The following is a 14,747-nucleotide window of genomic DNA, read 5'->3' as shown; positions in this document are numbered from 1 at the left end:
TGCCTGAGCTAGCTTGAGTTTATACTTAACTCCGGCGGTGCGCGTTGTGACGTGCGTGAACCATTATCAGAAATCTCATCATGCTGAAATTCCGAGTTTCAATACTAAGCCTTGCCCTGATGCTGGCTGTCCCTTTTGCGCCGCAGGCTGTGGCGAAAACGGCGGCTACCACAACAGCGTCTCAACCTGAGATTGCGTCTGGTAGCGCGATGATTGTTGATTTAAATACCAACAAAGTGATCTATTCGAACCATCCTGACCTTGTGCGTCCGATAGCGTCGATAACCAAATTAATGACGGCGATGGTGGTGCTTGATGCGCAGCTGCCGCTGAACGAAAAACTGAAAGTGGATATCAGCCAGACGCCAGAAATGAAAGGGATATACTCCCGCGTGCGTCTGAACAGTGAAATTAGCCGTAAAGATATGCTGCTGCTGGCGCTGATGTCCTCGGAAAACCGCGCGGCGGCAAGCCTGGCGCACCATTATCCGGGCGGCTATAACGCGTTTATCAAAGCGATGAATGCCAAAGCCAAAGCGTTGGGCATGACCCACACGCGGTTTGTGGAACCAACGGGGTTGTCCATTCATAACGTCTCAACGGCCCGCGACTTAACAAAGCTGCTGATTGCCAGCAAACAGTATCCGCTGCTGGGACAGTTGAGCACTACCCGCGAAGACATGGCCACGTTTGCCAACCCGGCCTACACGCTGCCATTCCGCAACACGAACCATCTGGTGTATCGCGATAACTGGAATATTCAGTTGACCAAAACAGGCTTCACCAACGCGGCGGGTCACTGCCTGGTGATGCGCACCACCATTAAGAACAAACCGGTGGCGCTGGTAGTGATGGATGCGTTCGGCAAATATACCCACTTTGCCGATGCCAGCCGTTTACGTACGTGGATTGAAACCGGCAAAGTCATGCCGGTTCCGCCAGCGGCGCTGAGTTATAAGAAGCAAAAAGCCGCACAGATGGCCGCCGCAGGTGCCAATAAGAGCGAGCAAACGGCACAGAACGATTAATGTGTTTCAGTATGCCCGAGAGCGCTACGCTCTCGGGCAATCACTTCACTTCCAGAACTTCTGCTTACTTGTCTTACCGATACCCGGATTCATGCTATTCGTCGGGTCGTTTTCACGATAAAAACGCGTGAGCGTTTCTGGCGCCTTATACAGATGCCCTACGTTATGTTCCGCCGGGTATTGCGCCCCGCGCTGCTGGAGAAGTTCCAGCATCTGCTCTTTTAACGCATGCGCATCGACGCCTTTCTTCACGATGTAATCCTGGTGGAAGACGTAGCACATGAAATGGCCGTAATAGAGTTTATGCACCAGTTTATCGCTGATTTCGGGCGGCAGGTGCTCATACCATTCGGTGTCGTTGCGGCGCAGGGCAATGTCGAGCGCCAGAATATCCTCTACCTCATCAGCATGAACTGCCTGATAACGAATGGCCGCGCCAGCTGCTGCAAAACGGTGCAGGAACGCCTTACTGCCTTCTTCCGGCGTACAGGCGAAAAAGTCACCCTCGGCTGTTTTGAAGAACTCCGTCAACCAGCTTTGCGCTTCCGCTACACCGTCTCCCGCCATTTTTAACAACAGGTGATGTTCGTATTTATCGCGCCAGTTTTTCATCCGCGGCGGCAGGTGACTCGGGAACAGATGACCGAACTTTTGCATTGCGCGGTCAGTGAAGTGCGGACGGAAAAATTTTACGTTTTCCAGCATCGCATCGGTGCGGCCTTTCAGAGTGAAGAAGAACGGCATTTTGTCGGTGCCGAGCTTATCGATCATCAGGAACGTATCTTTGCCGTACTTTTCCGCGATGTCATAGATGTCGCGATGCATATATTCGCCCGCAACCGGCAGGTTCTCAAACGTCGCCAGGATATGGCGGCGGATCTCCGTCAGTACGTCCGGCTGGTTGGTGCCGATGTAGAAGACCTGCTGATTTTTTTCCGCCGGGAAGGTGTCCAGACGTACGGCGAATACGGCCAGTTTGCCTGCGCAACCGGAGGATTCATATAGGCGGTCCGGGTCGGCGTTGTAGCGTGCGGGGGTGTCGGCTTCAATATCGCGCACGCGGGTGACGTAATCATGGTCATGAGCGTGGCGACCATCATGGCGAACGTCTTCATCTTTGACGCGTTCGTCATCCAGTTTGCTGAGGATCTGCTCCGGCGTCTCGCCCAGCTCGATTCCCAGATGGTTAACGAGTTGCAATTTACCCTGTTCATCAATGCGCGCGAACAGTGACATCTCGGTGTAGGCCGGGCCACGCTGCACCAGCGATCCGCCCGAGTTATTACAGATACCGCCGATGACGGAAGCGCCAATGCAGGAGGAGCCAATCACCGAGTGCGGTTCGCGACCAAAGGGCTTAAGCGCTTTTTCCAGCGAGTAGAGGGTGGTGCCAGGAAACGCCAGCACCTGCTCGCCTTTATCCAGCAGATGAAGTTTGTCGAGGCGCAGGGTGCTGATAATGACAATGTCCCGGTCGTAGTCATTGCCGCTGGGCGTGGAGCCTTCGGTCAGCCCGGTATTGGCGGCCTGCATCAGAATAATTTTATCGGCGTTGACGCAGGCATTGAGCACGCGCCACAGTTCCATCAGCGAGCCAGGGAAGACCACGGCCAGCGCGTCGCCGTGTCCGGAACGAAAGCCTTTGCGATAGCGGGCGGTTTTAGCCGGGTCAGTGAGCAGGTGTGAATGACCCACCAGGCGGGCGAGCTCATGAATAAGATCGTTATTATCGGTTGTTGTAATGGAAGACATTTTCCACTCCTTGTGGTGGGACAAAATATCGGTGTTAAGCATAGCGCTTTGTATGACGATTTCATTCATGAATGTTTCGAAAAAATCAGAGAATAACCTTAGCTTTCTTTTTCTCACCCGTTTAGGCTTATGCCAAACTCCGGTTTTTGCTATATTTTCGCCGCCTCTGCGGGCTAAAAATAAGAGAGAAACAACATGAAATGGCTATGTTCTGTAGGTGTCGCGGTGAGTCTGGCCATGCAGCCAGCGTTGGCGGAGTCGCTGTTTGGCAATCATCCCTTAACACCTGAAGCGCGGGACGCGTTTGTCACCGATTTGCTCACCAAAATGACCGTTGATGAAAAGATTGGTCAGCTGCGTTTGATAAGCGTGGGTCCGGACAATCCAAAAGAAGCCATCCGCGAAATGATCAAAGACGGGCAGGTGGGGGCGATTTTTAATACCGTCACCCGCCAGGATATCCGCAAAATGCAGGATCAGGTCATGGAACTCAGCCGCCTGAAAATTCCTCTGTTCTTTGCCTACGATGTGCTGCACGGCCAGCGTACCGTTTTCCCTATCAGCCTTGGTCTGGCATCCTCCTTTAATCTGGATGCGGTCAACACCGTGGGACGCGTTTCAGCCTATGAAGCGGCGGATGATGGTCTGAATATGACCTGGGCGCCGATGGTGGATGTTTCGCGCGACCCGCGTTGGGGCAGGGCTTCTGAAGGGTTTGGCGAAGATACTTACCTGACCGAAACGATGGGCAAAGCCATGGTTGAAGCGATGCAGGGCAAAAGCCCGGCGGATCGCTACTCGGTGATGACCAGTGTGAAACACTTCGCCGCTTACGGTGCGGTTGAAGGCGGTAAAGAGTACAACACGGTGGATATGAGTCCGCAGCGCCTGTTCAACGACTATATGCCGCCGTACAAAGCCGGGCTGGATGCCGGAAGCGGCGCGGTGATGGTGGGGCTTAACTCATTAAATGGCACCCCGGCGACCTCCGATGCCTGGCTGCTGAAAGAGGTATTGCGCGATCAGTGGGGCTTTAAAGGCATCACCGTTTCCGATCACGGGGCAATCAAAGAGCTGATTAAGCACGGTACCGCCGCCGATCCTGAAGATGCTGTGCGTGTGGCGATCACGTCCGGTATCAACATGAGCATGAGTGATGAGTATTACAGCAAATACCTTCCGGGTTTGATTAAGTCGGGCAAAGTGACGATGGCGGAGCTGGACGATGCTGCGCGTCACGTCCTCAACGTTAAGTACGATATGGGGTTGTTTAACGATCCCTACAGCCACCTGGGGGCAAAAGAGACTGACCCGCAGGACACCAACGCTGAAAGCCGTCTGCACCGTAAAGAAGCGCGTGACGTTGCCCGCGAGAGCTTGGTGTTGCTGAAAAACCGTCTTGAAACGCTGCCGCTGAAAAAATCCGGCACCATTGCCGTGGTGGGGCCGTTGGCCGACAGCAAGCGTGATGTGATGGGCAGTTGGTCCGCCGCAGGCGTTGCCGATCAGTCCGTGACGGTGCTGACGGGCATTCAAAATGTATTGGGCGATAAAGGAAAAGTGGTGTACGCCAAAGGGGCGAACATTACCAACGATAAAGGCATTGTTGATTTCCTCAATCTGTATGAAGAGGCGGTGAAGGTCGACCCACGCTCGCCGCAGGCGATGATTGATGAAGCGGTGGCCGCCGCGAAGCAATCGGACGTTGTAGTCGCCGTGGTCGGGGAAGCCCAGGGGATGGCTCACGAAGCCTCCAGCCGTACCGATATCAATATTCCGCAAAGCCAGCGTGATTTAATCACTGCGCTGAAGGCGACGGGTAAACCGCTGGTGCTGGTGTTGATGAATGGGCGTCCGCTGCAGCTTGTGAAAGAAGACCAGCAGGCCGATGCGATTCTGGAGACCTGGTTTGCCGGTACGGAAGGCGGCAACGCCATCGCCGATGTGCTGTTTGGCGACTATAACCCCTCCGGTAAGTTGCCGATGTCCTTCCCGCGCTCTGTCGGGCAGATCCCGGTTTACTACAGCCACCTGAACACCGGTCGCCCGTATAACGCTGACAAGCCGAACAAGTACACCTCGCGTTATTTTGATGAGGCGAACGGCCCGCTATATCCGTTTGGCTATGGGTTGAGTTACACCACCTTTACGCTGTCGGAGGTGAAACTCTCCTCCCCGACGATGAAACGTGATGGCTCAGTCACCGCCAGCGTGCAGGTCACCAATACCGGCAAGCGTGAAGGCGCGACGGTCATTCAGATGTATCTGCGGGATGTGACGGCGTCCCTGAGTCGCCCGGTGAAACAGCTAAAAGGGTTTGAGAAAATCACGCTGAAACCGGGTGAAACGCAGACCGTCAGTTTCCCGATTGACATCGACGCGCTGAAGTTCTGGAACCAAAGCATGAAGTATGATGCTGAACCCGGTAAGTTTAACGTCTTCATCGGCATGGATTCCGCCAGGGTAAAACAAGGCGAGTTTGAACTGCTGTAACCTGTAAACAAAAAGGCTGGGAAACCAGCCTTTTTTTCTTTGCATTGAACATTTTCTTGTTTGCAATAGCGATTCTTTTGATTTTCATGGAATTGTGATGGCCGTCGATATTTATTGCGTATGAGGAAGAATGACCTCTACATGCGATCCCCTGCTCCCTTCATTTAAGTTAAAACTGTGCGTTAGATCACCTCTCAGGTGAAATTGCTGTCGCGTTTTGTGCGCGTGTTCAAATTTTTATTGCCTCCACCTACCCAGACGTGAAGCGTTTCACTGTTACGTCAAAAAGCCGGTTTTCGTCGCGGGCGAGAGAGAGAAAAACTTCGTTAAATGCCGTCCAATACACTTGTGACAGGTAGGACTATGAAGCTCTCTTTAGAAAATAGCTCGCTTGATAAAACCGGTAATACGGTGGTCACCACGCAGCTTCAGCAAATGATTGACGAGATTGATAGGGCGGGCGGCGGTACGCTTACCCTCACGCCTGGAATTTATCGCACCGGTACGCTGGTACTTCCTTCGAATTTTACGCTGCATCTCGAGGCTGGAGCGAGCCTGCTTGCAAGTGCCGATGCTGAGGATTATCAGACGGTAGAAACGGTCACGATGGCTGAGCTGTCGCGCATGGCGCTGATTTATGCCCGTGGCCAACACCACATTACGCTCAGTGGCGAAGGTCGCATTGACGGCGAGGCCGCCAGCTGGTTTGCCGCACAGCCGGACTCGCAAGGCTATCGACTGCCGAAAAACCAACGCCCACGTTTGCTGGTGCTGGAAGGGTGTGAACAAATCCGCATTCGCGATATCACGTTGTATGATGCCCCGATGTGGACTGCGCATCTGGTGAGCTGCAACCACGTCTATATTCGCAATCTGACGATTGATAACTCCCTGACGCTGCCGAACACCGACGCGCTGGATATCGACAGTTGCCAGCACGTGCATATCAGCGACAGCTACTTCAGCGCGGCAGATGACGGTATTTGCCTGAAGACCACCAACAAGCCCGCCTCGCTGCAACAGCCTATTCGCAACGTTGTGGTGAATAACTGCATCGTGCGTTCGAAAAGCTGCGCCATCAAGATCGGCACCGAAACGTTTGCCGATATCGAAAATATCACCCTGTCCAACTGCACCATTTTTGAGTCTAACCGCGGGATTGGCCTGGTGTCGCGTGACGGCGGACGTTTTCAGCAGATGGTGTTCAGCAACATTCTTTTTGACTGCTGCCATGCTCACCCTTGCCATTGGGGTAAAGCCGATCCGGTCTACATTTCTGTGCGCCATCGCGCGCCTGACATTACGCCTGGCATTGTTTCAAACATCACCTTCAGCAACCTGGCCGGGACTGCGGAAGGGGCGATTAACCTGCACAGCGAAACGGCAGGCATGATCCGCGATGTCATGTTCAATGGGGTCAGTATCGAACAACGGGTCAGCACGTCTGAAGAACAGGGGTTCTACGACATTCGCCCGCCGTGCAATCCAGAACGCCCAACGGGTATGGGACTGGATAATGCGTACAACGTTAACCCGCAGACAGGTCGCGCCCATGGCGTTGAAGCCTTCCCCGGCGGATTACCTGTGTTTTACGCCAACGGCGTCACGGGATTGCGGTTGTCGGGCATCACTGTTCGCCGCCCTGAAACGCTGCCTGCTCACTGGCATACACAACCCATCGTATTGCTCAACGTTCAGGACTGCCTGACGGATTCTCCCTCTGTATGAGGGAAATGCTTTGTATGCCTTCTCAGTGACCGGGGATAGAAAATGATAAAAAAAGCTCGTGAAATAAAAATGCACAACTACGTCTGCTATGGTCTTGCAGATGTGATTGGCTCCGGCGCCTTCACTCTGGTGAGCGCATGGCTGCTGTTCTTTTTAACCACCTTTTGTGGACTGACGCCGATTCAGGCCGGTTCACTGTTTGCCGTGGCGCGTATCGTTGATGTGATCATGTGCCCGTTAATGGGATACATCTCGGACAACTTCCACAAAACGCGTCTGGGCCGTCGTTTTGGTCGCCGCCGTTTCTTCCTGCTGCTGAGTATTCCGCTGGTGGCGGTGTATAGCCTGCTGTGGGTGGAAGGCTTCAACTATTGGATGTATCTGCTGGTCTACATCCTGTTTGAAGTGGTCTATTCCATGATCATCATCCCGTATGACACGCTTTCTGCGGAGATGACGTCCGACTTTAACAAACGCTCAAAACTGACCAGTGCGCGTATGTACATCGCACAGCTTGCCGGTTTTGCCGCGGCGTTCCTGCCAGGACGACTGATCTCTTACTTTGGCGCAGATTCGTCAGACTCGTTTTTCTATGCGGGCGCTATCTTCACCGTTTCATTCATGATTGTGCTGTTCTTTGTTTATTTCGGAACCTGGGAACGCTCCCTGGAAGAGATCGAGCAAAACGAGCGCAAAATTGATGAGACGGAAAAACTGCCTCTCGGCACCCGTATTTACAATATTTACTACGATTTTGTCTCCACGCTGAAAATCAAAACCTTCCGTTCGCATCTGGGGATGTATCTGGGGGGCTCTGTTGCCCAGGATATCTTCAACTCCGTGTTCACCTATTTTGTGGTGTTCGCGCTGATGACCTCTTCTGTGACGGCGTCAAACCTGCTGGGAATGATCAACGGTCTGCAATTCTTTGGTGTGGGTCTGGCGACCTGGTTAACGCTGCGCTTCTCGCCTTCACGCGCGTTTGCCACTCAGGGTGCGCTGGCTGTTCTGGCATTCATTCTGTTTACCGTCACCTGGATGAACGGCTCAACCAGTATGGCAATGCTGTATCTGGCGGCGGGTATTGCTGGTCTGGCGCGCGGTGGCATTTATGCCATTCCGTGGAACAACTACACCTTTGTAGCTGACGTGGATGAAATCCTCACCTGTAATCGTCGTGAAGGGATCTTTGCCGGGTTCATGAGCCTGCTGCGTAAAGCCTCCCAGGCGCTGTCCATTTTCCTGGTCGGTGTGGCGCTGCAGATGGCCGGTTTTGTTTCCGGACAAACCAACCAGCCAGAGTCTGCCATCAATATGATCATGATAATCATGATTGTCCTGCCGGTGCTCCTCACCCTGTGGGGGATCTGGTCTGCATTCCAGTTCAAGGTCAATAGCCGCACTCACGCGATCCTCAATGAAGAGGTTGCCCGTCTCAAGCGTGGCGAAAGCAAAGCGACCGTTAGCGCTGAAAACAAAGCCGTTATCGAAAGCCTGACCGGGATGCCGTACGAGCAGTGCTGGGGCGAAAACACCGTTGGCTACATCAACCGCAGCCACATGAAATCGCAGTCAGCTGCCCAACCTAAAAATGCCTGAATACCGGGGCGGACAGCAATGTCCGCCTGCTATTGGAAGAGAACAAAATGACTGAACAGAGCCTGGTGATGCAACAAGGGCTATGGGCGCGGATGGGATTACCTCGCGAACTTTGCTGGGGATTTATCGGCGTATTTCTTTTTATTACGGGCGCAACAATAGAACAAAGTTGGCTCTCCTCAATGCTGCAACAGCGGGGATTCTCTCCGTTTGATATCAGCCTGTTGTCATCCATATTTGGCCTGTGCGTGGCGGCGATCTCCTGGTTTTCCGGCATCGGTGCCGGGGTTCTGGGATTACGCCGTTTAATGTGGGTCGCAACGGCGGTGTACTTTATCGGTTCTGTGCCGTTTATCTTTTTTGCCTTACCGCAAAACAACTACCCGCTGATGGTCGCCACGTATGCGCTGCGCGGCGTCGCATACCCGCTTTTCGCCTACTCGTTTCTGGTGTGGATCAACCAGCGCTGCGAGATTCGGATCCTGGGGCGCGCGGTGTCCTGGTTCTGGATTGCGTTTGGTGTCGGCATGACCATCGTCGGCCCGTGGTATTCAAGCCTGATGATTGCGAAATGGGGTGAAACCAACACGCTGCTGAGTGGCTTTATCTTTGTCCTGTGCGGCGCGTTTTGTGCGTTGGTGCTGAACCGCGATCGTCCCGACTGGCAGCGCGGTCAGGCGCTGGGACCGGCGCTTCTCGAAGGGATAACCGTACTGGCGCGTGAACCGAAAATGCGTCTGGCGGTGGTGGTGAAAACCATCAACGACATTGGTAAGTTTTCACTGGTGATCCTGATGCCAGTGTACCTGCCCCGGTTTGGCTTCAGCATCGCGGAGTGGCTGACTATCTGGGGTCTGGTCAACGTCATCAATATTTTCTCCAGTTATCTGTTTGGCTGGTTAGGCGATACCATTGGCTGGCGGAATACGGTGGTGTGGTTTTCCGGCACGCTGTGTGGGGTTGCCTCGCTGGCGGTCTGCTATGCGCCGGTGTTGTTTGGTCATAGCGAACTGGCGCTGTTCCTGGCGTTGTCGATTTATGCGATTGGGCTGGGGGCGTTTGGGCCACTGAGCGCACTGATCCCCTCGTTGTTGCCGCAAAATAAAGGGGCGGCCATTTCGTGTCTGAACCTGGGGTCCGGGTTAAGTAATTTCGCCGGACCGTTTATTGTGACGCTGTGCGTCGGGCCGTTGGGCGTGGAGGGGACGCTGTGGGTGATCGCCATTCTCTATTTTGCCGCCAGCCTGTTGACGATCCCGCTGAGATTGCCTGATAACCCGCAATCTCCAGGTTAACCTCTAACTTTTCGTCTATGCTTTTTCCTCAAGTCTCTGAAAAGGGCAGCAAAAGAGTGAGGAAAGCGACATGACAATCTCAAAGCTATGGTTGAGCTCACTGGCGCTGGTCGCGGCAGTGAGCCTGCCATTACAGGCTGCATCTCCTGTCACCGTCGGGTCGAAGATCGATACCGAAGGGGCGCTGCTCGGCAATATTATTCTGCAAGTGCTGGAAAGCCACGGCGTTAAAACAGTCAATAAAGTGCAACTGGGCACCACGCCCGTGGTGCGCGGGGCGATCACCTCCGGGGAGCTGGATATTTATCCGGAATACACCGGTAATGGCGCCTTCTTCTTCAAAGATGAAAACGATCCGGCGTGGAAGAACGCCCAGGCAGGCTTTGAAAAAGTCAAAAAGCTGGACGCTGAGCAAAATAAACTGGTCTGGCTCACACCTGCACCCGCTAACAATACGTGGACCATCGCCGTACGTCAGGACGTGGCAGAAAAGCACAAACTTGCGTCGCTTGCCGATCTGGGGCGTTATCTGAAAGAGGGCGGTGAATTCAAGCTGGCGGCGTCTGCTGAATTTATCGAGCGCACTGATGCGCTTCCCGCCTTTGAAAAAGCCTACGATTTTAAACTAAATCAGAACCAACTGCTGTCGCTGGCCGGTGGCGATACGGCGGTCACCATTAAAGCCGCCGCCCAGCAAACCTCCGGCGTCAATGCGGCAATGGCGTATGGCACCGATGGGCCGGTGGCGGCGCTGGGTCTGCAAACGTTGAGCGATCCTAAGGGTGTTCAACCGATTTATGCCCCCGCACCGGTGGTGCGCGAGGCGGTGCTGAAAGCGCATCCGCAAATCGCCGAATGGCTACAGCCGGTATTTGCCAGTCTCGATGAGAAAACGTTGCAGCAATTAAACGCCAGCATTGCCGTCGAAGGACGGGATGCGAAAAAAGTGGCGGCAGACTACCTGAAGCAAAAAGGGTGGGTGAAGTAACTGAATTTGTCTGCGATGCGTAAGGTGTCAAACGTCAGCCTCAATCGTGTGCTGTTGCTGCTGGTTCTCCTGACCGCCATTGCTGCTGCGCTTCCTTTCGTGAACTACGCCCCGAACCGACTGATGTCAGGTGACGGGCGTCAGCTCTGGGATATCTGGCCGGACATTAAATGGGGACTGCCAGGGGGATTCGCGCTACTGCTTGCCCTGTGTCTGTTCCCCGGTCAACGCGGTTCTGTCGCTACGCTGGTGGTTGTGCAACTGCTGCTAACGGGCGTGCTCATCGCGGCCGGAAGTGCGGCGACGTATCTGGCCCAGACAGGCAGCCCGCTGGCGCGTACCAGCCTCGGCAGCGGTTTTTGGCTGGCGCTGGGTATGACGCTTTTGGCCTGTAGCGATGCGATTCGACGTATCACCGTACACCCGCTGTGGCGCTGGATATTGCACGCGCAAATCGCGGTGGTGCCGCTGGCGCTGTTGTTTTCCGGCACCTTCAACGATCTCTCGTTACTGAAAGAGTACGCCAACCGCCAGGATGTCTTTGATGCGGCTTTCGCGCAGCATCTGACGCTTTTGATCGGTACGGTGGTGCCTGCGCTGCTGATTGGTGTACCGCTGGGGATCGGCTGTTATTTCTCAGCCGCGCGTCAGGGGGCTGTCTTTGCGGTACTGAATGTTATCCAGACCATTCCCTCAGTCGCTCTGTTTGGCCTGTTGATTGCGCCGCTTGCCGGGCTGGTGAAGCACTTTCCCTGGCTGGGGAGCGTGGGGGTGGCAGGCACCGGCCTGACGCCGGCGCTGATCGCACTGGTGCTGTATGCCTTATTGCCGCTGGTGCGCGGTGTGGTGGCAGGGCTAAACCAGGTGCCGCATGAGGTTCTGGAAAGCGCCAGAGCCATGGGGATGAGTCTTCGTCAGCGTTTTATCCATGTCCAGTTGCCCCTGGCGCTACCGATTTTCTTGCGCAGTTTACGGGTGGTGATGGTGCAGACCGTCGGAATGGCGGTGATCGCCGCGCTTATCGGCGCCGGAGGATTTGGCGCGCTGGTCTTTCAGGGACTGCTCAGTAGCGCCGTTGACTTAGTCTTGCTGGGGGTCGTTCCGGTCGTTGCACTGGCGATAGTTATTGATGCGCTGTTCGATTTATTGGACGCACTCCTGAAGGTCAAACACGATGATTGAATTTAGCCATGTCAGCAAATCGTTTGGCGAACAAAAGGCCGTCAGCGATCTCAACCTGCATTTCCGTGAGGGCAGCTTTTCGGTCCTGATTGGAACGTCTGGCTCAGGAAAATCCACCACGCTGAAGATGATTAACCGACTGGTGGAGCATGACAGTGGGCGGATCCGCTTTGCTGGGGAAGAGATTCGTAGCCTGCCGGTGCTGGAACTGCGCCGACGTATGGGATACGCCATCCAGTCGATCGGACTTTTCCCCCACTGGACGGTGGCGCAGAATATCGCCACGGTTCCGCAACTGCGGAAATGGTCGCGTTCGCAAATTGATGACCGCGTAGAGGAATTGATGGCGCTTCTGGGGTTAGAGGCGGGACTGCGTGAGCGTTATCCCCATCAGCTTTCCGGTGGTCAACAGCAGCGGGTGGGCGTGGCGCGCGCACTGGCGGCGGATCCGCAGGTATTGTTAATGGACGAACCGTTCGGCGCGCTGGACCCGGTGACACGCAGCGCGTTACAGCATGAGATGACCCGCATTCATCGCCTGCTAGGGCGCACTATTGTGTTGGTGACGCACGACATTGATGAAGCATTACGCCTCGCTGAGCATCTGGTGCTGATGGATGGTGGTGAAGTGGTGCAGCAGGGGACGCCGCTGGAGATGCTGATGTCTCCCGCCAGTGATTTCGTACAGGAATTTTTTGGCCGCAGCGAGCTTGGCGTACAACTGCTGTCGCTCCGCCATGTAGGCGATTTTGTCCGGCGTCAGGAGCGGCTGGAAGGAGAAGCGCTGGCAGAGGAGATGACGCTGCGTGACGCGCTTTCCGCCTTTGTGGCGGGTGGGTGTGACGTCTTGCCGGTGGTTAATCAGCAGGGCGTTCCCTGCGGGACGCTCCATTTTCGCGATTTACTTTCAAAGACCTTGCCTCATGAAACTTCTGCGTGATCCGCTGTTATGGCTCATTGTCATTTTTCTGCTGTTGCTGGTGAGTTTGCCGCACAGTCAGGCGCTGTTTGGCGCGCTGTTTCCCCAATTACCGCGCCCGGTGTATCAGCAGGAAAGTTTTATCGCGCTGGCGTTGGCGCACTTCTGGCTGGTCGGTACTTCGAGCGTGGTTGCCGTGGCGGTAGGCGTTGGGGCGGGGATTGCAGTGACGCGTCCGTGGGGGGGCGAATTTCGTCCGCTGGTTGAAACCCTTGCGGCGGTTGGACAAACCTTTCCCCCGGTGGCGGTGCTGGCGATAGCGGTTCCGGTGATGGGATTCGGTCAGGAACCGGCGATCATCGCCCTGATCCTGTATGGCGTGTTACCGGTTTTGCAGGCCACCCTGGCGGGGCTGGGGGCAATCCCGGAGAGTGTGGTCAGCGTGGCGCGTGGGATGGGGATGAGTCGCGGGCAGCAGCTGCGCAGCGTTGAGCTTCCGTTGGCGGCGCCGGTGATTTTGTCCGGTATTCGGACATCGGTGATTATCAATATCGGAACGGCGACCATTGCTTCAACGGTGGGGGCCAGCACGCTGGGCACACCCATTATCATTGGGCTCAGCGGGTTTAACACAGCCTATGTGATTCAGGGGGCGGTGCTGGTGGCGCTGGCGGCAATTATTGTCGATCGCGTGTTTGAACGACTCGGGCAATACCTTACCCGGCATGCAAAATAAACGTATAGCCTGCGAGCATGACGCCGCCAATGCCACCGATGGCCATCAGCAGGAAGAGGGTAATAACACCGATTTTAGCTACGCTCATTATGCACTCCTTATGTTAACGGAGCGATTATATGATAAAGCGTATTTGTTAATGAACCATTAAATGCCGAGTAGATGAATATCGTGACCCTGCGCAAGCCATTCGGCAAGCTGTTGCTGCTGGGCGGGGGTCTGGTTTTCGCCGCACCAGATGAGCAACGTTCGACCATCAAACAGTTCCGGGCGCAGCTGATTCAGTGAATGGGGCAGCACGTCAACGCGCCATCCCTGCTGGCTGGCGATCCAGCCTTCCAGCCATAATCGCGTGGTATCGTGAATATTCCAGCCGACGACCAGCGCATCTTTTCCTTGTTTTTTGCGGGCAGAGGCCAGACAAATCGCAATGTAGTTAATGAGAACGCCGTCGAGAATACCCAGCAGCGCCTGTAGGGTGGGCTGCTGGCATTGCAAACGTCGGCGCAGGGGAATAAACAAGTGTGTGGTGAGTGTTTGGGCCGGGTAATCCTGGCCGCGTTCTTTGATCCACAGCCTGAGGCTTTGCAGATTGTTGCTTTGCAAATAGTGCAGCAGAGTTTCTTGCTGTTCGCGCCAGCCGTTTTGCAAATCGATATTATCATTACTCAGTAGCATTTTGACCTTGCTGACCTGCACGCCGTTGTCTATCCAGCGCTTGATCTCACGGATCCGGTCGATGTCCGCATCGTTAAACAGGCGATGACCACCGTCGGTTCGTTGCGGTTTCAACAACCCGTAACGCCTCTGCCACGCGCGTAATGTGACAGGGTTGATATCACAAAGCAAAGCCACTTCACCTATCGTGTAAAGCGCCATCGTCTCACCCTTGCTCGCGAGGTCCCAGTCTTACTGTAGACGCTCTTTTGCGAACCAGGTAGTTTTGTCTGTTTTTTGTCCGGCCAGGGGGTGAGAATGTGCGCATTCGCGTGCTTTTGAGTGATCGTTCTCACGAATTGATGTTTTT

At 54.7% G+C, this 14,747-nt stretch carries 12 protein-coding genes; 9 read left to right on the top strand and 3 right to left on the bottom strand.

The annotated features are described in order from the left end of the window. The first annotated feature begins 80 nt into the window (after positions 1 to 80). A complete protein-coding gene (pbpG, locus tag AC07NP_RS17880; protein WP_494661275.1) occupies positions 81 to 1,028 on the top strand; it encodes a D-alanyl-D-alanine endopeptidase in 948 nt (315 codons plus the stop codon). A gap of 45 nt (positions 1,029 to 1,073) precedes the next feature. On the opposite strand, the gene dld is transcribed toward pbpG, so the two are convergent. Beyond that, on the bottom strand, positions 1,074 to 2,780 hold the full coding sequence (dld, locus tag AC07NP_RS17875; RefSeq protein ID WP_494661274.1) for a D-lactate dehydrogenase: 1,707 nt from the start codon (positions 2,778 to 2,780) through the stop codon (positions 1,074 to 1,076). 195 nt (positions 2,781 to 2,975) lie between these two features. Between dld and bglX the strand changes: the two genes are divergently transcribed. The 8 genes from bglX (at position 2,976) to AC07NP_RS17835 (ending at position 13,720) form a co-directional block, all read left to right on the top strand. Next, positions 2,976 to 5,273 (top strand): beta-glucosidase BglX, encoded by a 2,298-nt coding sequence (bglX, locus tag AC07NP_RS17870; RefSeq protein ID WP_494661273.1) that lies wholly within the window; start codon positions 2,976 to 2,978, stop codon positions 5,271 to 5,273. Positions 5,274 to 5,636: 363 nt separating this feature from the next. Further along, positions 5,637 to 7,001 (top strand): glycoside hydrolase family 28 protein, encoded by a 1,365-nt coding sequence (locus AC07NP_RS17865; protein ID WP_494661272.1) that lies wholly within the window; start codon positions 5,637 to 5,639, stop codon positions 6,999 to 7,001. 42 nt (positions 7,002 to 7,043) lie between these two features. Beyond that, positions 7,044 to 8,600 carry an MFS transporter gene (locus AC07NP_RS17860; protein WP_203360669.1) on the top strand — a complete coding sequence of 519 codons (1,557 nt, stop codon included), beginning with the start codon at positions 7,044 to 7,046 and terminating at the stop codon, positions 8,598 to 8,600. A gap of 47 nt (positions 8,601 to 8,647) precedes the next feature. Continuing rightward, on the top strand, positions 8,648 to 9,895 hold the full coding sequence (locus AC07NP_RS17855) for an MFS transporter (protein ID WP_494661271.1): 1,248 nt from the start codon (positions 8,648 to 8,650) through the stop codon (positions 9,893 to 9,895). A 70-nt stretch (positions 9,896 to 9,965) separates the two neighbouring features. Continuing rightward, positions 9,966 to 10,883: a glycine betaine ABC transporter substrate-binding protein OsmF gene (osmF, locus tag AC07NP_RS17850; protein WP_494661270.1), complete on the top strand. Its 918-nt coding sequence runs from the start codon at positions 9,966 to 9,968 to the stop codon at positions 10,881 to 10,883. A 15-nt stretch (positions 10,884 to 10,898) separates the two neighbouring features. Next, positions 10,899 to 12,065: an ABC transporter permease gene (locus AC07NP_RS17845; RefSeq protein WP_494661269.1), complete on the top strand. Its 1,167-nt coding sequence runs from the start codon at positions 10,899 to 10,901 to the stop codon at positions 12,063 to 12,065. Next, entirely contained in the window at positions 12,058 to 13,005 is a 948-nt protein-coding gene (locus AC07NP_RS17840; RefSeq protein ID WP_494661268.1) for an ABC transporter ATP-binding protein, read from the top strand. The genes AC07NP_RS17845 and AC07NP_RS17840 overlap by 8 nt, the downstream gene beginning before the upstream one ends. After that, the gene (locus AC07NP_RS17835; RefSeq protein WP_494661267.1) at positions 12,989 to 13,720 is read left to right on the top strand and encodes an ABC transporter permease; all 732 of its coding nucleotides are present in this window, start codon (positions 12,989 to 12,991) and stop codon (positions 13,718 to 13,720) included. Before AC07NP_RS17840 ends, AC07NP_RS17835 begins: the two co-directional genes overlap by 17 nt. Here the strand turns inward: AC07NP_RS17835 and AC07NP_RS17830 are convergent. Both AC07NP_RS17830 and mlrA read right to left on the bottom strand, forming a co-directional pair. Then, a complete protein-coding gene (locus AC07NP_RS17830; RefSeq protein ID WP_192612784.1) occupies positions 13,701 to 13,808 on the bottom strand; it encodes a protein YohO in 108 nt (35 codons plus the stop codon). The two genes, AC07NP_RS17835 and AC07NP_RS17830, sit on opposite strands and share 20 nt — an antisense overlap. A gap of 59 nt (positions 13,809 to 13,867) precedes the next feature. Continuing rightward, a complete protein-coding gene (gene mlrA / locus AC07NP_RS17825; RefSeq protein WP_276294622.1) occupies positions 13,868 to 14,599 on the bottom strand; it encodes an HTH-type transcriptional regulator MlrA in 732 nt (243 codons plus the stop codon). Positions 14,600 to 14,747 lie beyond the last annotated feature (148 nt).

This window comes from Citrobacter sp. GW821-FHT07H02, from assembly GCF_059418505.1.
The sequence above is the reverse complement of the archived record's forward strand: the minus strand, read 5'-3'. Positions and strand labels throughout refer to the sequence as shown.